18 protein-coding genes and 1 pseudogene are annotated in these 18,596 nt (G+C 43.3%); 10 read left to right on the top strand and 9 right to left on the bottom strand.

Going from position 1 to position 18,596, the window contains the following annotated elements; all coding sequences use genetic code 11:
* Positions 1–342 precede the first annotated feature (342 nt).
* A pseudogene (gene tnpB / locus ACM1ND_RS23175) lies at positions 343–593 on the top strand (IS66 family insertion sequence element accessory protein TnpB).
* A 196-nt stretch (positions 594–789) separates the two neighbouring features.
* Here tnpB and ACM1ND_RS23170 read toward each other — a convergent pair.
* Together ACM1ND_RS23170 and ACM1ND_RS23165 are read right to left on the bottom strand one after the other, a co-directional pair.
* Entirely contained in the window at positions 790–2,295 is a 1,506-nt protein-coding gene (locus tag ACM1ND_RS23170) for an alpha/beta hydrolase family protein (RefSeq protein ID WP_418026602.1), read from the bottom strand.
* 430 nt (positions 2,296–2,725) lie between these two features.
* Positions 2,726–3,499, bottom strand: coding sequence for an alpha/beta fold hydrolase (locus tag ACM1ND_RS23165; protein ID WP_069080161.1), 774 nt, complete (start codon positions 3,497–3,499; stop codon positions 2,726–2,728).
* A gap of 185 nt (positions 3,500–3,684) precedes the next feature.
* Here ACM1ND_RS23165 and ACM1ND_RS23160 point away from each other — a divergent pair, with 185 nt between their 5' ends.
* From ACM1ND_RS23160 to ACM1ND_RS23150, 3 genes are all read left to right on the top strand, one after another.
* Positions 3,685–5,277 (top strand): alkaline phosphatase family protein, encoded by a 1,593-nt coding sequence (locus ACM1ND_RS23160; RefSeq protein ID WP_418026601.1) that lies wholly within the window; start codon positions 3,685–3,687, stop codon positions 5,275–5,277.
* An 81-nt stretch (positions 5,278–5,358) separates the two neighbouring features.
* The gene (locus ACM1ND_RS23155) at positions 5,359–5,712 is read left to right on the top strand and encodes an ArsR/SmtB family transcription factor (protein WP_418026600.1); all 354 of its coding nucleotides are present in this window, start codon (positions 5,359–5,361) and stop codon (positions 5,710–5,712) included.
* Positions 5,713–5,800: 88 nt separating this feature from the next.
* Positions 5,801–7,090, top strand: coding sequence for an arsenical efflux pump membrane protein ArsB (locus ACM1ND_RS23150; protein ID WP_023990404.1), 1,290 nt, complete (start codon positions 5,801–5,803; stop codon positions 7,088–7,090).
* 30 nt (positions 7,091–7,120) lie between these two features.
* Here ACM1ND_RS23150 and ACM1ND_RS23145 read toward each other — a convergent pair whose 3' ends face one another.
* Positions 7,121–7,516 carry a winged helix-turn-helix transcriptional regulator gene (locus tag ACM1ND_RS23145; RefSeq protein WP_023990403.1) on the bottom strand — a complete coding sequence of 132 codons (396 nt, stop codon included), beginning with the start codon at positions 7,514–7,516 and terminating at the stop codon, positions 7,121–7,123.
* Positions 7,517–7,675: 159 nt separating this feature from the next.
* On the opposite strand from ACM1ND_RS23145, the gene ACM1ND_RS23140 reads away from it, so the two are divergent.
* The gene (locus ACM1ND_RS23140; RefSeq protein ID WP_028541776.1) at positions 7,676–8,236 is read left to right on the top strand and encodes an NAD(P)H oxidoreductase; all 561 of its coding nucleotides are present in this window, start codon (positions 7,676–7,678) and stop codon (positions 8,234–8,236) included.
* A gap of 122 nt (positions 8,237–8,358) precedes the next feature.
* Here the strand turns inward: ACM1ND_RS23140 and ACM1ND_RS23135 are convergent, their stop codons facing one another.
* From ACM1ND_RS23135 to ACM1ND_RS23125, 3 genes are all read right to left on the bottom strand, one after another.
* Entirely contained in the window at positions 8,359–9,609 is a 1,251-nt protein-coding gene (locus tag ACM1ND_RS23135; RefSeq protein WP_023990401.1) for an ABC transporter permease, read from the bottom strand.
* Positions 9,593–10,912, bottom strand: a complete 1,320-nt coding sequence (locus ACM1ND_RS23130; protein ID WP_023990400.1) for an HlyD family secretion protein — start codon at positions 10,910–10,912, stop codon at positions 9,593–9,595. The genes ACM1ND_RS23135 and ACM1ND_RS23130 overlap by 17 nt, the downstream gene beginning before the upstream one ends.
* Positions 10,913–11,046: 134 nt before the next feature.
* Positions 11,047–11,580 carry a MarR family winged helix-turn-helix transcriptional regulator gene (locus tag ACM1ND_RS23125; protein ID WP_076161070.1) on the bottom strand — a complete coding sequence of 178 codons (534 nt, stop codon included), beginning with the start codon at positions 11,578–11,580 and terminating at the stop codon, positions 11,047–11,049.
* 335 nt (positions 11,581–11,915) lie between these two features.
* Here ACM1ND_RS23125 and ACM1ND_RS23120 point away from each other — a divergent pair, with 335 nt between their 5' ends.
* From ACM1ND_RS23120 to ACM1ND_RS23105, 4 genes are all read left to right on the top strand, one after another.
* Complete coding sequence (locus tag ACM1ND_RS23120) at positions 11,916–12,482, top strand: helix-turn-helix domain-containing protein (RefSeq protein WP_023990398.1); 567 nt, start codon at positions 11,916–11,918, stop codon at positions 12,480–12,482.
* A gap of 251 nt (positions 12,483–12,733) precedes the next feature.
* A complete protein-coding gene (locus tag ACM1ND_RS23115; protein ID WP_028541778.1) occupies positions 12,734–13,969 on the top strand; it encodes a CynX/NimT family MFS transporter in 1,236 nt (411 codons plus the stop codon).
* A 2-nt stretch (positions 13,970–13,971) separates the two neighbouring features.
* Positions 13,972–14,403: a universal stress protein gene (locus tag ACM1ND_RS23110; protein WP_023990396.1), complete on the top strand. Its 432-nt coding sequence runs from the start codon at positions 13,972–13,974 to the stop codon at positions 14,401–14,403.
* Positions 14,404–14,734: 331 nt separating this feature from the next.
* Positions 14,735–15,910, top strand: coding sequence for an alanyl-tRNA editing protein (locus tag ACM1ND_RS23105; protein WP_023990395.1), 1,176 nt, complete (start codon positions 14,735–14,737; stop codon positions 15,908–15,910).
* 12 nt (positions 15,911–15,922) lie between these two features.
* Here ACM1ND_RS23105 and ACM1ND_RS23100 read toward each other — a convergent pair whose 3' ends face one another.
* Both ACM1ND_RS23100 and ACM1ND_RS23095 read right to left on the bottom strand, forming a co-directional pair.
* Complete coding sequence (locus ACM1ND_RS23100; RefSeq protein WP_023990394.1) at positions 15,923–16,624, bottom strand: YoaK family protein; 702 nt, start codon at positions 16,622–16,624, stop codon at positions 15,923–15,925.
* A gap of 194 nt (positions 16,625–16,818) precedes the next feature.
* Complete coding sequence (locus tag ACM1ND_RS23095; protein ID WP_023990393.1) at positions 16,819–17,337, bottom strand: DJ-1/PfpI family protein; 519 nt, start codon at positions 17,335–17,337, stop codon at positions 16,819–16,821.
* Positions 17,338–17,486: 149 nt separating this feature from the next.
* Between ACM1ND_RS23095 and ACM1ND_RS23090 the strand changes: the two genes are divergently transcribed.
* Positions 17,487–17,879: a winged helix-turn-helix transcriptional regulator gene (locus tag ACM1ND_RS23090; RefSeq protein ID WP_013312050.1), complete on the top strand. Its 393-nt coding sequence runs from the start codon at positions 17,487–17,489 to the stop codon at positions 17,877–17,879.
* A 170-nt stretch (positions 17,880–18,049) separates the two neighbouring features.
* Here the strand turns inward: ACM1ND_RS23090 and ACM1ND_RS23085 are convergent, their stop codons facing one another.
* Positions 18,050–18,385, bottom strand: coding sequence for a winged helix-turn-helix transcriptional regulator (locus ACM1ND_RS23085; RefSeq protein ID WP_023990392.1), 336 nt, complete (start codon positions 18,383–18,385; stop codon positions 18,050–18,052).
* Positions 18,386–18,596: the final 211 nt, after the last annotated feature.

Raw genomic sequence — 18,596 nt, 5'->3', positions numbered from 1 at the left:
TTCACTTTGAGGACCAGGTCAATATACAGGCAAAGATACAGTAACAGGCTAAGAGTCAAACTCTCCATACCTTCAACTACTAACCTAGCTATGAGATCATGAGATTAACCTGAATACGGAGGGTAACTCATGAATGCCAAAGAACAACGCAGACAAGATTGGCACACACGTATCGCAGCCTATCGGGCAAGTGGCCTCACGATGAAAGCAGCGTTTCTCCTTCTCTAATCCTTCATATCGGTGAAGCCAGTATCGAGCTTCATTCCCGCTTTGACCCAATGCTTTTGCGCGAAGTGATTCACGCGCTTACTTCACCATGCTGACCTTTCCAAGCATCAGCGTGTGTTTCTTGCTTGTGGTTCCACCGATCTGCGCAAGTCGATCGACGGACTTGCTGCCATCGTTCAGGAAAGCTTTGGTCTGAATCCGTTCTCCTCCGCTTATTCGTATTCTGTAACCGGGCATGCAACAAGCTCAAAATTCTATATTGGGATCACAATGGGTTCTGGCTTTACTATCGCAGCCTAGAACGTGGCAGATTTCAATGGCCTACAGGCAAGGAAGAAGTAGTAGCCATTTTACTAAGGTGGTAACGCTGATGTTATGTTTTTTGCTACTTCCACACGGCTGCTCTGTCCTGCTTTTAACTCCTGTATGATGGCTAGTTTCTCAATCGCATTGTATTCGTTCTTCTTAGACAAAGGAAAACTCCCCTTCAAGTAGCGGTTTATTTATTAAACCTGTCTACTTGAAGGGGAGCATATCAAAATCGGTAGCCTGTTCCGTAATTTATAATAGCGAGGTTACGAACTTCACCTCCGGAAAGCGGCTATCCGGTCCTTTCATTAAGATTCCGCCTTGATTTTTCAGATACCTATCGAAGAAATCCAGCATATAGGCATTGATAACGGAGTTCGCTCTTTCGGGCGCAATCTTTCCTGTAATGCCCAGCATTTTGAAAATCGGAGAAATGAACTGTACGTCGGCAAAATTCAAATGCTCCGTATTTTCGATATAGAGGACTTGTCCTCCTTCGTCGACCGTTTCGCGCATCCGTTCAAGCTCCAACTTTTTATCTTCCGTTACTTGATCCTCCCACTCTCTTGTTGAGCCCATATGGTTAAGCTCTGCATCCGTGTAGACCCGGTTATCCATCACCATTTTTAATTTTTCGAAATAGCTTTCCGAGTTGATGAACAAAAACGGCTTTCGCAGACCCTCTCTGTCACGCAGTCGATAAAGCCCTCCATCAAGGTCTATTCCAACCGCGATTCGCGGATCGTAAGAAGCGTCACAGGCCGTCGCTCCGCCGATGGAATGACCGAACACCCCGACATGACCAAGATCAATTCTCCCTTTTAGATGACTTGGAATCTGTCCCGATTGGATGAGCTCGAATTGGTCCAGCGCAAACGCCACATCGCCGGTTAAAACTTGTCCCAATTTGTCGCGATTTCCTCTACTCGTCTGGTAATCATGGTCGGGCGAGAATAAGTCGTTGGTTGTGCTGGTCGTGATTCGCCCGTCCGGAAACTCGGTTGCAAATGTATTGTAGGTGTGGTCGATCACTGCCACGATATATCCATGACTCGCGAGATTTTCGGCTTGCGACGTGTGGAGGTACCTGGAAGAGCCGTTGCCGGGATTCGCAAGGATCAGCGGGTATGAAGTCTGTGCCCAAGAGACTTCGGCCCCCGAATAAGCATGACTGGGTACGTACTTCAGGTGTTGAAAAGTAAACCCGGGAAGGCCATAGTCCGCGGCCATATAACGTAAAATCTGGGTTTCGGGAATAAAGGGAGCATACTTGCCGATGCCAGCTTGAGCTGGATACCATACCTGAACCATCAATTCCCTTTTGCCTGTCGTGGTTTTGCCAAATGTCTCCTCCCGGCTTGGATCGATGAAATGAAAGACTTGCGTACCTACCTTCAACTCGCCGGTTGGCGCCGGAAAGTCGAATACGGGAAACACATAGAGGAAGCACCCCGTTGCGATTAGCCCAATCACGATAAAAAGGCGGCCCAGCACCCTACGGATTCGCGAGGCAGTCCGAACGACTTTCAGCGTTATGAAAACGTCTATAAGTGAGAGCATAAGCATCAGGATCGTAAATCCGTATAAAAATAAAAGCTGAACCCTGTATCCTTCGACAAGCAAATGTATCACTAAAAAAATGGAGCCTGCTCCGCTTGTCAGGAGCAAAGCTGGTTTTCGAATACGTTGATTGATAATGAACAGGAGTGCCAACAAACAAGCACTTGAAAAGAATAGCAGCATTTCAAAAAACCTCACGCTAACTCCCCCTTAAAAATAATCCTATCAATGGATTAGTATAGAGGAGCAGCTAGGTTGATACCATTGATCTAGATGACAATTGCCTAACACTCTTGTAAGGTTGCGCGACGATGGCGCAGAAAACGGCATGTAATGTGCTGATTCCTGCCTTTCGGCCGGGGTTGTTTGTTTCACAATTGTGAAGACAGCTCAATCTCCAATCTCCGATAAAATGATTTTCAGAACTCAGCTTCTTGCTTCGTTTATGGAAGGGTTCAAAGGCGAGATTGACCGAAACACCTCGGTCAGCATCACTTCCGCTAACTTGTTAAATCATAATTCAGCATAACTTAGCCCTCATTTAGTTGAACAGGTGGGGGCTACTTGACGCTTACGTAACAGGAGTGGGATGTAGATATGTATGTGGAATTTTCCTGTAGGATTTACCTTAAAGACTGAAGCGATCTACGAACTGCTTGATCAGTTCATTCAATAATCTGGCGGCCTTCGTAGGAAGGCGATGATCAGCTTTCTTAAGGAAAACCAGCTCACTATTTGGTAATTGTTGATGCAATATTTTGGCATAGGGATGAAAGTGCTTATCTTCTTCACCATAAACGAGCAGGACAGGAAGCTGGATTTCCTTGAGCCGAGAGGTGCAGTTGTACTTCAAGCTGTAACGGTAATATTGTTCGACATTCCTGGGATTTCCCTGCTTCGCATCGTTGAATAACTTACGGAACAAAGATAGCTGTTTCGTTTGTGACCAAGCAATAGAAAGGGCAAGCGTACCGACTGCGCCGATTTTGGAAAGAGCAATGCCCAAAGAAATTTTGTTTCTTAGTCGCCATTCGTTTACTTCCGACATTCCACTGATAACAATTCCTCCCCATGCCCGATCTGGATGAGTCAAGAGGAACTCAAGTACTATCGAGCCTCCGGTAGAATATCCACACAAAAATACTTTATCTAAGCTCATCCGGTCCATCAAATGTTTAATATCCAGGGCGATGAGAGGATAAGTAACCGTTTGTTCGGAAGGCTGACTTTTACCGTGTCCTCTGATATCAAAAGCTATAGTTCGAAAATCGGATGATAACTCTTGGAATTGGTATGTAAAATTTAAGCTTGTGAGTACTGGAGGGTGAATGAATAGGATGGCCATTCCTTCACCAGAATCCATGTAATGCATAGAGTATTCGTTTATGTTTGTAGTAGCCATGGTTATGCTCCCTCCCTGAATGGTTTGATCTTAAATTTGGCCTATTAGATCCAAAAAATTCATGGAGGCGTAACTTTAATTGCTTGTATGAAATACCTTTGTCCCGATGATCCAATACAGGAATAATATTTTTAGTACAAGAAAAAAATAAGAGGATCAAGTTTTTCTAAGAAAGGGACACATACATGGGCATGAAAAATAAAGTTACCATAGCACTAGTGCTAAGTTTATTGTTGATGATCTTGGGCTGTAGAGCGGACTCCAGTCAACAGCTAAAACAACAAAGTGTGAAGTCACCTATCATAGTAAATCAAATGGGCAAAAAACCTGTCATTGTGATCTTGATTGATTCATTAATGGATAAGCCTTTGCAAGATGCGATTCAAGAAGGCCGTGCACCCGCGATGCAATATCTCCTTCATCAAGGGCAATATTTCCCGCAAGTAGTGAGTTCATTTCCCACGATGTCTGTGACAATCGACAGTACATTATTAACGGGAACGTATGCCGACCAACATCATGTGCCCGGACTCGTTTGGTACAGCGACCAAAAGAAACGCATGATTCTCTACGGCAATGGTGCCAAAGAAGCCTTGAAGATAGACCAACTGCAAGTATTCTTAGACGCAATTTACCAATTAAACCAAGTTCATTTGAATAAAAAAACGAAAACCATACATGAGGAATTGGCTGACAAAGGAAAAGAATCCGCGTCCATCAATGCTATTGTCTTCAGAGGGAAAACGAAACATGCCTTAAAAGTGCCTGACTTCATAGCGAATAGCAGCAGGGTGCCAGAAAAAATGATAGTAACAGGGCCTAAATGGTTATCTTATGCAGCTTTGGCACAATTGAATCCGAAAAATAGCTGGAATACTCCTTTGTGGAAAAAATTTGGGATGAACGACGAATTTTCCGCAAAAGATACCGCTTTTCTAATAAGCCAGAAGAAACTTCCAGACGTAACCATCACATACTTTCCAGAGAATGATAATTTAGCGCATAGAAAGGGTCCGACTCAACTGGAGGGAATCGAAAAAGCAGATCAAGCACTGCAAACTGTGTTGAATGCATATGGTTCGTGGGAACAAGCTGTAAACAATGCGATATGGGTTGTCATGGGTGACAGTGCGCAAAGCGCTGTTTATGATGATCGACAGGTTGCCGCTGTTGATTTAAAGTCGCTTTTGAATCATTACCGTATTGCAAAATTAAATCAACCTGTAAGAAGTGATGACCAAATCGTGATTGCCGCTAATGAACGGATGGCCTATATCTATGCGATAAACGATAACGTAGAGCTGTCCAACGTGGCGAAGCTTTTACAGCATGAGGACAAGCTCGACATTATCGCTATGAAAGATGGTACAAACCATATTCATGTTACAAAGGGAAAAAGGGATAAGCTGTTTTCTTATCATCCCGGTGGAAAATTCATCGATGAATATGGGCAATCGTGGACCTTGTCGGGCGAAGAGGACCTTGTGGATATTACGGTGAATAACAACCGGATCCAATATGGAAAATATCCAGACGTTTTGGCGAGGCTACACGGGGCAATGAATTCACATGAAGGAAGATATGTTGTCGTCACGGTCCAACCTGGATATGAACTCGTCGGCGAAAGTTCCCCTACTCACATCGGAGGGGGAGCTCATGGATCGCTGCATGAAAAAGATTCCCTTGTCCCATTAATTATTTCCGGAACGAATACACGTCCCAAAACACTGCGAATCGTGGATATAAAAGACTGGATTATGCAATTGGTGAACGAATAAGTATTATTCGTGCTTGATATTAAAACCGTACTACATTAGTATATAAGCATATAGTTATATAAGTGGAAGGGGGGGCACACCTTGGATCAACTTGGTTATGTAGCCGATCATTTAAAGCTATTGGGGGATAAAACTCGGCTGGCCATGCTTTCCCTGCTAAGAGAGAGAGAATGGTGTGTTTGCGAATTTGTAGATATCTTTGATATGTCGCAGCCAGCAATTAGCCAACATTTGAGAAAATTAAAGTCGCAAGGGATTGTAAAAGAAGAACGACGAAGTCAGTGGGTACACTATTCCTTAAATGTAGACGACAAGCCGCATATTCAAGCTGTTCTTGAGAGTATGCCAGACTCTAAGCAGATTTTAAAATGGCTGAATAAAGAGGAGCCGATCGCATCTTGTGGACCGGATTCATCGGCTTGCTGCTCATCCTAAAGGCTGCTCCGTTTAACTCCTTGCAGGGATAAAGATGTTTTTAATATAAGTATATGTTTATAAGGTGATGTAATGGAGGTTTAAAACATTGATTTTGTTGGCATGCATTATATTCTTAGCCACTTTAGTGTTGGTGATCTGGCAGCCTAAAAATTTGTCCATAGGATGGTCTGCCTGCGGCGGTGCCATACTCGCCTTGCTGGTGGGTGTCGTCGATTTGCATGATGTTTGGGAAGTTACTCATATTGTCTGGAATGCGACACTGGCTTTTGTAGCCATTATTCTGATTTCGTTGGTGCTTGATAAAATAGGCTTCTTCGAATGGGCGGCGCTTCACATGGCACGAGCTGCGCGAGGAAGCGGAACCCGGATGTTTGTTTATGTGACCATTCTTGGCGCCGTTGTTGCTGCTTTTTTTGCGAATGACGGTGCGGCCTTAATACTGACACCGATTGTACTGGCGATGGTTCGGGCACTTAAATTGGATGAGAAAATGGTTTTTCCTTTTATCATAGCGAGCGGTTTTATTTCAGACACGACGTCGCTTCCGCTTGTGGTCAGCAACTTGGTTAATATTGTGTCAGCCGATTTCTTTGGTATCACCTTTATGGAATATGCGAGTCGCATGATTATACCTAATTTATTTTCTTTAGCAGCCAGTATAGGAGTACTGTATCTCTTTTTTCGTAAAAGGATTCCGAAAACGTTTGATGCGACACAATTAATCAGGCCTGCGGAAGCGATTAAAGATCCAAAGATGTTCCGTATGTCCTGGATCGTTCTCGCGGTTTTGTTCATTGGCTACTTTGCATGCGAATTTTTTAATATTCCCGTTTCGGTGGTGGCCGGTATTATTGCTATCTTTTTCTTATTGATGGCGCGTAGAAGCCCTGCAGTGCCGATGAAAGAAGTCATCAAGGGCGCTCCATGGGCTATCGTATTTTTCTCCATCGGAATGTATGTTGTGGTGTATGGTCTGCGTAATGCCGGTTTGACGGATCTGCTGGCCCATGTGATTCAAGCGGCTGCCGATCAAGGTATGTTTGTGGCCACCATGGGCATGGGTTTTATTGCAGCGATTATCTCGTCGGTCATGAATAACATGCCTACGGTCATGATTAATGCGCTTGCCATTGATGCCACCCATGCAACCGGTATGGTCAAAGAGGCGTTGATTTATGCTAACGTGATTGGATCGGATCTGGGGCCGAAAATAACTCCGATTGGTTCATTAGCCACGTTGTTGTGGCTGCATGTGCTCCGTTCGAAAAACGTAAAAATTTCTTGGGGGACTTATTTTAAGACAGGCATTGTCTTAACCATTCCTACACTTTTTATGACCCTACTGGGCTTATACCTGTGGTTAGTCATTTCATAGGGCTATAGTATTTCAAACAAGCACGCCTCCTTAAAGAGGTGGTGCTTGTTTGGCGTTTTTTTCCCTCACAGTATACTCTTCCAGCACCTTTGTTTTATCTCCATAGATCCTATCCAAATGATCTTCTCCCCATAAGCAAAAACGATCAAGCAGATCTTTAAAATCCCATCCATATTCACTAAGCTCGTACTCCACTTTGGGTGGAACCTGGTTATAAATGATACGGTGGATGATTCCATCCTTTTCAAGCTCTCTAAGCTGTTGGGTGAGCACTTTTTGGGTGATTTTCGGAATGAGTTGACGAAGTTCGTATGTACGTTTTCTGCCGCTGATTAAATGGTGTAGGATGATGCCTTTCCACTTTCCACTGATGACCTCCAAAGTTGCCTCGATCCCGAGCATATAGGTTTTGGCGTTGTCTTCCATAAACTTTCCCCCTCCAATTTGTAGTTCTAAAAGCACTAAGGAACCTTAAAGTACCTACGGTACAATGAAGTGCGTACTTCACACTTTTATATATATCAACCATAATAGCATCTGTAAACAGGGTACACCAATCACGAGGAGAAAGAAGGTTACGGATACATGAAAGTTCTATTGGTCGTCACGCATCCTAGAGAAGATTCACTTACCCTTGCGGTCATGAATCGTTTTGTAGAGGGATTGAAAGAGAATAAGCACGAGGTAGATATTTTGGACTTGTATCGGGATGGGTTTAATCCGGTATATAGCGCGGCAGATGAGCTGGATTGGAATACGCCTCATAAACAATATGCTCCTGAAACACGGAGAGAGATGGACAGAATTGCTGCTGCGGATGCTCTGGTCTTTGTGTTTCCTCTATGGTGGTACAGTGTTCCTTCCATGCTAAAAGGGTACCTGGATAAAGTGTGGAACATAGGTTTACTTGAGGAGTTCAAGACAAAACAGGTCTTGTGGCTGTGCTTGGCGGGAGGAACGAAAGAACATCTGATCAAGTATGAATATCACGATTTAGTTACTAATTATTTGAATAAAGCCATTGCTGGTTACGCAAGAGTAAGAGAGTCCAAGGTGGAGTTCTTCTATGATACTTTGTCCGAATCGAAAGAATACATTGAAGGTTTACTGGAGCACGCTTATCAATTAGGTCGGGCATATAAGTGAATTTTATTCTGATAACAATGACAATTTAATATTATTGAGAATTTTGCAAAATCCTGATTATTGAAAAAGGGTTAAGGCTCGTTAGACGGCACTTAACCCTTTTTTATTTTATAGACGAGACTCTATCCTTTTATAGGCTCATGCATAGGTGCTGATGGTGCCCCTTGCATAGATAACCCGCCGCCAGTTGAGCTTGCTGGAACAACGGGATGTGGTGATCCCTTTTCAGAAGCATTGCCAGCAGTTTGCTTGGCCAGCTTTTGTTTTTCCCACAGTGCTCTGGCGATAACCAGCATGGAGAGTACACCCACATATAGTAACAGAGAACCGAGTTCGGGAAGCATCTCTTGCAAAGGTGCACCACGCAGACCCATGGTACGAAGGAATTTGTACATCCATACAAAGGGGAAGAAATCACCGATTTGAATCGCTAAAGGTGGAAACAGTGATCTGGAAAGAACAGCCCCTGATAAAACAAAAGCAGGCATGAGTATCATCACCATTCTGCCGATGGCTATTCCTGGATGTGCAGCGCCCCATGCAACCAGGACATTGATACAAACGGTACCGAATACATACAGGACAACCGGAATTATAAAGAGAATCGGATTGGCCTCGAAACGGCCTCCTCCAAACACTTTAAGCATCCCGAGAGAGAAGATTAAGCCAGCCGTCGAAAACAGCGTATAAGGAAGCATACGCAGTAGTATGTTGAACGGATTTTGCAGCTCAGCAGCCAGCCTCTTGGAAACCCGGAGTCTAGCGACCAGAGGTAAGCTATTTATATTGAGTATCATAAAAGAGAACATACAAGTGAATGCAAGTATCGTCGTATTCTGATAGTCATTCGTTGGATTAAACAGGGAACGCACTTCCAAGGCGATACCATTGAGGGCCCCTTGGGCCTGTTCTGCGTTCATCCCGGTTTTCAACATAGCTGGAACAGACAGTTCCATATTCTCGGAAACGCTAATTTCCTGCATAGCTGTACGAATCGAAGTAATAGATTGAACATTGGTATTATCGAGAATGAGACCCACGCGGCTGGAAAGGGAACGATTGTGATTATCCTCTAAACCATGCGGCAGGGAAATAACAGCCAAATATTGCTCATGATAAAAATACTGTTCAGGGTTGTCCGTATACGAAACAATCTCAGCTACGTTCATATACGGGGAAGCATCTATTTTCTGAATGAACTCACGGCTGTAAGCTGTGTTATCTTGATCCACCACTACCACGTTAGCGTCGTTAATTTGGCTGCTTGGGAGCAACAGTGAATACCCCAGTACGGCAATCAACGGGAAGATGATAGCTATGATCGGATACTTGGAGTGAACCAGATACGACCATTCATCACGAAGAGATTTCATTTGTATTCACCTCAACTGTCATGCCTGGTAGCAAAGCTGCTTCTCTTGTTACATATACACGTACCTGGAATGTAGCGGTATCTGCTTCTCCTTTTTCACGGGACATCTTCACATTAGCGAATTGTGGTGCGGCAGTTACATAGCGTACCGTACCTTTCAGGTCCTTATTGAGACCAGAGATATGAGTTTTAATTTCTTGATTGGCCTTGAATTTCCCCGCTTGTTCTTCATTCACATAGAGATCGTAATATAAATCATTGGTTTCCAGGGTAATCACAGGAGCCCCTTGCGCCACATTTTCGCCGACTTTGGTACTAATCGAAGTAACCTTGCCATCCTGTGGTGCTTTTAACACCAGGCGTTCTTTTTTGAGCAGCAACGTTTTAAGCTGAACTTCCTGTGTGTCTTTTTGTTGCTTTAAGAGGTCAATAGCCAGCTTCTGATCTGCCAACTGTTGACGACTCTGCTGAATGGTTTCCAGTTGGGTCTTGGAACGATCGACGGACAATTGGGCACCGCGAATTTCTTCCTCGGCTTGTTTTACCGAAACAGCTGCTTGTGTCGTCTGTTCACTGGCCTGCATACGTTCTTCAGAAGTGGCACCATGAAGTAGCTTTTGAAGAGACTCTTTTTGCTGGCTCAACTGATTTGTCGCTAAAGTCAAAGAGGATTCGGCATCATCCAACGCTGCTTTGGATGCACTTCCTGCATCATAGAGTGCTTTATTACGCTTATAGTTGGTTTGCGCTGTCTGAACGTTTTTGGTGGCTGAGGCTACGGCAATTCGTTGCTGCTGAACATCTTCATCCCGAGCCCCGTTATTGACCTGTTGTTCCGCAGCAGTGGCTTGACGCTCAGCCGCTTGTGCCCGCTGCAATGCGGCCTGACTTTTACTCTCAGTCACTTGAGCTTGCGCGATATCTAGCTGTGCCTGTTTTTCCTGAGTTGCTGCTCGTGTATACCCTAAATGGATGGATTGTTGCTGTTGGCTGATCTGCGTATTGAACTGGGCGATTTGTGTCCGCAGCTGCTCAATTTGCAGATCCACATCTTTGGAATCCAAAGTCATAAGGACAGTTCCTTTTTTCACCTTAGTTTCTTCTGTTACCGGGATGTTCAGGATTTTGCCTCCTACTTGTTCAAACGATACATGAATGCTATCCGCATTTAGTGTTGTGCCTTTAACAGATCGAGAAGCATTGACTTGATCTTGTCCGTTAGTCTGAAGCAGGAACCCCCCGCCGATAAGGCAGGCAATAGAAATGACAGGGATGATGAGGCTGGCGACTTGTGTGCGATTCATGAGTAATACGCTCCTTACATTCATAAAATGAGTTAAACATAGACTCGAATAAATATCCTGGTATGTACATTTTATTTATTCTTTTATTTAATAATTTAAAAGTTAGTCGGCTAACTAAAACGCAAAATTAAAACTTATTCTGGCTTTGCTGCTTTATATATCTCTTTTGCTTGAGGGATGCCGCTTTCTATTTTTTGGAGTAATGTCAGGAGCAGCTCTTTTTCATCGGTGGATAGGTGGCTCATCAGTGTGGAAGTGCTTGTGAAATGTGTAGGCAGCAGTCTTTCCATCATTTCTGTTCCTTGTTCGGTCAGTTTAACAATGCTCATACGGCGGTCGGAAGGGTGTACGGATCTCATAGTAAGCCCATCGCGTTCCAGGCGGTCAAGCAGACCGGTAACGGTAGGCTTGCTAACTCCTACTTTCTCCGCAAGCTCTGTAGCCAGCAATCCTGTATGGATGTTGCGGTACAGAAGAATTAGTATTGAAAATTTTCCATGAGATATACCGAACTTCTCAAAGCCCTCAAAACTGACTTTAAAAACACTGGAAGATACTCGCATAAAAAATAGCATAGCTTCTGTCGCTCTTACATCAATCTCGGGGATACGCTTAGAAAATTCTTGCAGCGCCTCACGAGTGGGCAAGTCCCGTAAATCAAAATCCATAGGGTTCTCCTTTCTTCTTACAGTATGTTCCAATCAACAAATTAGTTAGCCGACTAATCTTAATCTATTCAAAAATGAATTTCAAGCTAAATTTTGTTAATCGTCATGTAGATTTTTCACTATATGGAGGTTGTTGTCAAAAGAAAATAAAGTATTAGACTGAAAAATAAAGTGTTAGACTGACGATGCTTCATTAAGCTAACTGGCAGATTAGTTACATAGACGTCAGAATTTTGCATAGGAGTGTAGTCCACCATCCCATACTAATTGTATGGAAAAGAGTCTAGATAAACAGTATACTAGCTATAATTGTTTTTTGTTGAGGTGCATATCAAATGGATGAAATCGATGAATCAAAACAAATTGTATTACAAATCGGCGGTGTCTTGAAAAAGTACAGAAAAGAAAAAAACATGAGCTTAGACGACTTAGCGGAATTAACGGGTGTAAGCAAACTTACTCTGGGGAATATCGAACGTGGCGATACAAATCCAACTTTGGCGATTATATGGAAAATTTCAAAAGGCATATCTTTACCGCTATTAGCTTTGTTGAAATCAGAAGACCCTGTTAGTTTGTATCGAGCAGGCGAAGGACTGCGGTTTTCTAATGATCAAAAAAATTGGATCATTGAACCGGTCTTTAAAAACGCAAGCAACGATATTGAAATGTGTCGGGCTTACTTACAGCCGAATAGCTCGTATCACCCTGAAGGTCATCATGTGAATACAACTGAAATTGCGACAGTAATGACTGGTTCCATTGAAATTCAAGTCAATGGAGAGATTTACACATTGAATCAATATGATACGATCAGTTTTCGTGCAGATTGTCCTCACTCTTATACCAATCGTACGAATAGCGAAACAGTGCTCCATATATCCTTAAAGTATGGTTTCTAAAAGTCGAAAATTCCACTTATTAAATACAACTCCGAATTCCATGACGGGAATTCAGAGTTGTATTTTTGTTTTTAGATGAGTTAATGTGTGTTATAAAATACTTATTGTTAAAAATAATATATTACAAAATAATTATTGTTAAAAATAATATATTATAATATACTTTTATTGTTCGCGCGGATGTTATTTCATAGTTTTTCAATCAGCAGGAAACAAATTTTACGTATGAATTTAGTAAGGAGAAATGAAGAATGTCGAACAAACAAAATATAAAAGCCGTACCATCCTCTATAGGACTGATAATTCTCGGCATTATTATTATTGCAGCTAATTTACGTGCTCCCTTAACCTCAGTCGGTCCTTTAGTGAGTCTCATAAGGGATGACGTTCGTATTTCAAATACAGTAGCAGGCCTGATAACAACGCTACCTTTGCTTGCCTTTGCTTTATTATCACCTCTAGTACCCAAATTTGGACGAAGGTATGGGATTGAACGTATCATTTTGATTGCCCTAATCGTTCTGACTGTTGGCATTGTAATACGTTCTTTATCTGGCGCAGCTAATCTATATATTGGGACAGCAATTCTTGGATTCGCAATTGCCGTATGTAATGTATTATTGCCAAGTTTAATCAAAAGGGATATCCCAAATAAAATTGGCTCCATGACAGGTGTTTACTCAATTTCAATGAGTTTATTTGGAGCAATCGCATCGGGAATCAGTGTACCGCTAGCCGTGAACGCAGGTCTAAAATGGCAGGGAGCATTGGGAATATGGGGGATTCTAAGCTTTGTATCGATTCTCTGTTGGTTACCCCAATTAAGAAATCAAACGAAGCAAACAACCACGACGAGTCAACAGATGGCCAGCAACGATGTGAATGTTTGGCGATCCCCTCTTGCCTGGCAAGTAACCTTGTTTATGGGTATACAGTCCATGGTTTTCTATGTGTTGATCGCATGGTTGCCTGAAATTTTAAAGCAGCAAGGAATTGGCTCAAACCAATCAGGATGGTACCTCTCGATAATGCAGTTAGCTCTGCTTCCATTTACCTTTATTGTCCCCGTTATTGCTGGGCGCATGTCTAGCCAACGTTTGTTAGTGGTCATCACAATCATTTTGCTTTTAACGGGAACGCTCGGACTTCTATACGGAAGCTCCAATATCATTCTGTTGTGGATTATAATACTCGGAATTGGTGGAGGCTGCGCCTTTAGTTTGTCCATGATGTTTTTCGGTTTACGTACTGAAAATGCGCATCAAGCAGCGGAACTGTCTGGCATGGCGCAATCGATCGGATATCTTCTTGCCGCAATCGGTCCTGCCCTTATAGGATTTCTGCATGATGCGACAAATAGTTGGAATCTGCCACTTTTCATTCTGCTTGGCGCTTCGGTCTTACTCTTTTTAGTCGGTATAGGAGCAGCAAGAAACCGTTTTGTAGGTAGCCGAAATAGTTACGAGCTGCCACGGAAAGGACGATAAATATGTTTGACAAAATTATTGTGGCAATTGATAAAGCTGAAATAACGAACAAACTCCTCGATGCAACCGTTGAAATAGCTCGAAACAAACAAACTCAAGTTACCTTGGTTAATGTCAGCCAGGAATATGTATCGAATGGCATGACATATTTACCAGGGCATTTCTTGGAAGAAATATTGAACGAAATGGAGAAAGCGAGTTTGGAACAGTTGCAACAAGCCAAATCCAAATTAGAATCTGCGGGGATTAACCCGGAAACACTTCATCTTAAGGGAGATCCTGCACATGAAATATTAAATTATGCAAGAGATTCCAAGCAGCAACTCATTATTATTGGAAGCCGTGGGCTAAGTGGCATAAAAGAAATGATGCTTGGAAGTGTCAGCCACAAGGTTTCACAGCTATCAAGTTGCCCAGTCCTCATTGTGCATTAACTCCTTCGGGAACCGTAAAGATGATGCATTGTTATACTAACGGAGAACTTTAGTTCAATAAAACAGCGACAGTCTAGGACTTTATTTTCTCGTCCACGGCTGCCGCTGTTTTTATAGCTGGGGCCAGTCTAATACTTTTTTTACGAGATCTGACGGTTTTATAATTCGAAATGTCGCGTGGGACCAACATATCCAGTCTAGTACTTTATTTTCTTTCTACAGTTGTTCGTGCCATGGTTCAAGCTTTTCCCTACATTGATATTTACAATGAAGTGCTTGATAATAAGTGGATATCGTACGAGACAAAGAACCTAAAAGTGAGGAATCTGGAATGACGACAAAATTATACTACACTGCTCCAAATCTTACGGAGTGGGACACTCATATTACACAGAGCATGGAAAGAGACGGAAAATATTTGGTTATGCTGGAGGAAACGGCCTTTTATCCGCATGGCGGAGGCCAGCCTTGTGATACAGGAACAATTCAGGGCGTCCGTGTATTAGATGTTGTTCTCGAGGATGGGGATATTTGGCATCAGGTAGAGCATTTGCCGGAGGATAGGAAAGTAGCCTGCCAATTGGATTGGGAGCGCAGATTTGATCATATGCAGCAGCATAGCGGGCAGCATTTGCTGTCAGCGGTTTGTCTGGAGTTGTTGGGTGCGCGTACTGAAAGCTTTCATCTGGGACAAGAATATGCCACGATTGATGTGAACTGTTCGGATGTAACACCTGCGCAGCTATCGGCAATCGAACAGGAAGTAAATCAGCAAATCTATAGTAATCGCAACATAAAAAGTTTTTTTGTAACCAGTGAGCAATTGAAGGATATTCCGCTGGTGAAAACGCCCAAAGTGACGGAAAATATTCGGATTGTCGAGATCGAGGGCATTGAATATAATGCTTGCGGCGGTACACATGTAGCTCAGACCGGGGAAATTGGAATGATTAAATGCTTGAAATGGGAAAAGCAAAAAGGGATGGCGAGAATCCATTTCAAATGTGGTGCTCGCGCACTCCAGGACTTTAATGAGAGTGTTCGGATTTTGGACGTGTTATCTACGAAGTTCAATACTGGACGAAAGGATATTTTGACTCGATTCGAAAAGTGGGAGCAGGAGCATAAGCAGCTCAAGGCGCAAGTGGAGTTCTTGCAAGAGGAAAATGCATCGTACCAGGCGAAAGAGTTGCTGTCTGCTGTACAGGGGCATGTTCTTGCTCATGTATTTGAACAAAAATCCATTCAGGAGATGCAGCAATTGGCTGCCAAGCTGACCGCTGAGCATGATCTGCTTGTTTTATTTGCCACAACAGCCGAAAACAAAATCATTCTGGCACATAATGGTACCCATTCCATTAGCTGCGGAGCGTATTTAAAGGAAAATCTGGGCGCGTTTCAGGGCAAAGGGGGCGGTAGCAACCAATCTGCGCAGGCAGCATTTTCGTCCCGCAATGACCTCTTGAATTTCTTCGAAACGGCCCAGCGGCAGTTCATTCAGGGCTGATGTAATGGAGGATTAGTGACGAAGCGGCAGCTTCCACTTTTCCTCTTCTGTAAATAAAATAAAAGAAAAAATAAGTGCAACAACAGCGCCCCAAACGGCTTTATCCCCAATCGTCAAAGTCAGAAATCCCCCGAGCAAGGCTCCTACCAAGAAGGCAGCCAGGATGACACCATAACGCATCGCTCGAATGGCAGCGTTCGTGTCCTTGGTCGTTACAGCGACATACACAGCCTCGATAGCTGATCGAAGGTTACCGGTGCTGACCGTGGAGGTGTACGGCACATCAATGAGCTTGCGGAAGGAAGTCATTTGCACGGAAGCGACGAATGAGACGATCACCACTACTACCGTATTGGGAACTCCTTGCGGAATCAATCCCACGATGAAAAAAATCGCGATTTCCAGTAAAAGAATTGCGCGGGTCCAGTCTGGAGTTAAACGGTGGGTTGATTTGCGTTTAATCCCTTCAGCAACAAAAACCCCCAGTGAAAAGGCGATCAGAGGCGGGATATAGGATAATGCCTGAATCCAGTGCCCCTGAATGACTTTAACAGCCAGCAGCACGATATTGCCTGTCTGTGCGTTGGCGAAAACACCGCCTCTTCCAACAAAGGTATATGTGTCCAAAAAGCCCCCTACTAATGATAGTAAGGCGCCCAGTCGCAACGATTCGGACGTTACCTGATGTAAATGGATTTTGCCTTTCATAAACACGGCATATAAGCCTCCTATACTAAACGTCGATTCTTTAAAGCTAACACGAAAATCCAGGACCATACAATTAAATTAATCACTTAAGCATGAAAATGGCACAAAGAAGCCGCATCGGGTCCCATACAAAAGAAAGGACGCGATGCGGCTTTTTGGAGTGCTGTTTAAAGTGCCCACCTAGAACCTCAAAGATGTGCTTATTGCAGGGCTTTGACAAGTGCTGCGCCGAAGTCCTGTGCACCATCTGGACCGTCGGCTGTAATAATGTCGCTATGCGCAACGACATGCTGTGCCACATATTCGGCTTGATGCGATTGGAGCAGGTCCTTTTGTACATCCACAGGATAACATGTAGCCGTTCTGCCGGAGAGCAGTCCAGTTTGAGCCACGGCTACAGAACCTGCGCAGATGCCAGCCAATAGTTTCTTTTGCTCATGAGTTTGTTTCAGCAGAGCTTGGAGATCCGCGTTATTCCAAAGATAGTCATTCGTTCCTGATCCGCCGATCACAGATACCACATCATAATCAGCCAGCACAGCGTCAGTAAAAACAAGATCAGCTGTCGCTTTACCATTGTAGTCACCTATGATTTCGCCTGTTTTTGTACTAGCTAGCGTCACAGTAACACCTGCTTGCTCCAGTGCTTCCTTTGGTTTAAACAATTCATCCTCATTAAAGCGCTCTGGGGGTATAATAAAAAGAGCTTTTTTACTCATACTTCATTCCTCCTTGAATGTGAAACGATATCTACTATTGTAGGATGGCATCGTCAGGCTGTGAAGAATGCACTTTCAAGTACGGAGGTTACCTGTAGGTTACTATTAGAGTGCAAGACCATGATGATTTAGAAGGAGTTAATTGATATATGTCCGATACGCTAAGAGAAGAAATACGGGAGAAGATCGTCAACGGAGACTATAACTGCGAAAAGGAACTGACCCTTTCGGTCTTAAGCGGAAAGTGGAAGGTCGTCATTTTATGGCATCTGGGTGTAGAAGGGGCGCACCGTTTCAGTGACCTGCAAAGGCTGTTTCCGAAGCTGTCGCATAAAGTGCTGACCAATCAGCTGCGGGAGTTGATGGAGGACGGTATTGTGCACCGGGAAGTGTATCCCGAGGTACCTCCAAAGGTGGAGTATTCGATGACTGAACTGGGGATGACGATTTTGCCCATTGTGGAGATGATGTATGACTGGGGGAAAAAACGGGTGCAATCCATTCGTGAGGAAATGCAACGCAGCGGTGAGGGAAACGTTTAAATAATGGAATCGATATGTAGGTGAATCAATAAAGTTCCTTCATATGAAAAATAGAACGCCTTGCACTATGAGTACAAATTGTACTTAGAGCAAAGGCGTTCTTTGGCATGTTAGCAGTCTGTGTGTTTTTATCATGTTAGTTTAGGAAAAATAGCTGTAGCCCATATGGATCATTGCTTTTCAAGTGCTGGTAGAACCTCAATCCAGCGTGTAGCCCAAGTACCGATATGGTCAAACAAAGGAGCTAAATCGCGTCCCTTATCTGTAAGAGAGTATTCAATCCGTACAGGCTTCTCAGGATAAACCATACGTTGTATGATTCCTTCTTCCTCCAGCTCTTTTAGACGGTCGGAAAGGACCTTTCCACTTAAATTAGGGATTGAATTCTCAATAGCGACGAAACGTTGCGGACCATTGGTTAGTTGAAATACGATCAACACCGTCCAACGCTTACTCAGTAGCTCCATAGCTTTTTCAAACCGTGGGCACATCTGCGGAATGTTCATGTGATCACCTCATGCTCCTATTATTAACGATCCACTGTTAAAAGTAAATGATTTTACTTTACATAAATTTATTACTTGACGAAATGGTGTGATATAAATATACTTTGTTACATAAAGTAACTTGTTGGCTTTGATACGGAGCTTGAGATATGAATACTTAAAATTTGAACTTAATTTGATATTATTTTTGATATTATTAATGATGTAATTA

The sequence above is a fragment of the Paenibacillus sp. JJ1722 genome, from assembly GCF_048282685.1.
Lineage (GTDB): Bacteria > Bacillota > Bacilli > Paenibacillales > Paenibacillaceae > Paenibacillus > Paenibacillus polymyxa_B.
This window is presented reverse-complemented; position numbering and strand designations above follow the sequence as displayed.

Bases quoted from the DNA above. Each gene is read 5' to 3' on its own strand.
- ACM1ND_RS23165 (WP_069080161.1), bottom strand. From the start codon at position 3,499: ATGGCTACTACAAACATAAACGAATACTCTATGCATTACATGGATTCT.
- ACM1ND_RS23160 (WP_418026601.1), top strand. From the start codon at position 3,685: ATGGGCATGAAAAATAAAGTTACCATAGCACTAGTGCTAAGTTTATTG.
- ACM1ND_RS23145 (WP_023990403.1), bottom strand. From the start codon at position 7,516: ATGGAAGACAACGCCAAAACCTATATGCTCGGGATCGAGGCAACTTTG.
- ACM1ND_RS23140 (WP_028541776.1), top strand. From the start codon at position 7,676: ATGAAAGTTCTATTGGTCGTCACGCATCCTAGAGAAGATTCACTTACC.
- ACM1ND_RS23135 (WP_023990401.1), bottom strand. From the start codon at position 9,609: ATGAAATCTCTTCGTGATGAATGGTCGTATCTGGTTCACTCCAAGTAT.
- ACM1ND_RS23130 (WP_023990400.1), bottom strand. From the start codon at position 10,912: ATGAATCGCACACAAGTCGCCAGCCTCATCATCCCTGTCATTTCTATT.
- ACM1ND_RS23125 (WP_076161070.1), bottom strand. From the start codon at position 11,580: ATGGATTTTGATTTACGGGACTTGCCCACTCGTGAGGCGCTGCAAGAA.
- ACM1ND_RS23120 (WP_023990398.1), top strand. From the start codon at position 11,916: ATGGATGAAATCGATGAATCAAAACAAATTGTATTACAAATCGGCGGT.
- ACM1ND_RS23115 (WP_028541778.1), top strand. From the start codon at position 12,734: ATGTCGAACAAACAAAATATAAAAGCCGTACCATCCTCTATAGGACTG.
- ACM1ND_RS23110 (WP_023990396.1), top strand. From the start codon at position 13,972: ATGTTTGACAAAATTATTGTGGCAATTGATAAAGCTGAAATAACGAAC.
- ACM1ND_RS23105 (WP_023990395.1), top strand. From the start codon at position 14,735: ATGACGACAAAATTATACTACACTGCTCCAAATCTTACGGAGTGGGAC.
- ACM1ND_RS23095 (WP_023990393.1), bottom strand. From the start codon at position 17,337: ATGAGTAAAAAAGCTCTTTTTATTATACCCCCAGAGCGCTTTAATGAG.
- ACM1ND_RS23090 (WP_013312050.1), top strand. From the start codon at position 17,487: ATGTCCGATACGCTAAGAGAAGAAATACGGGAGAAGATCGTCAACGGA.
- ACM1ND_RS23085 (WP_023990392.1), bottom strand. From the start codon at position 18,385: ATGAACATTCCGCAGATGTGCCCACGGTTTGAAAAAGCTATGGAGCTA.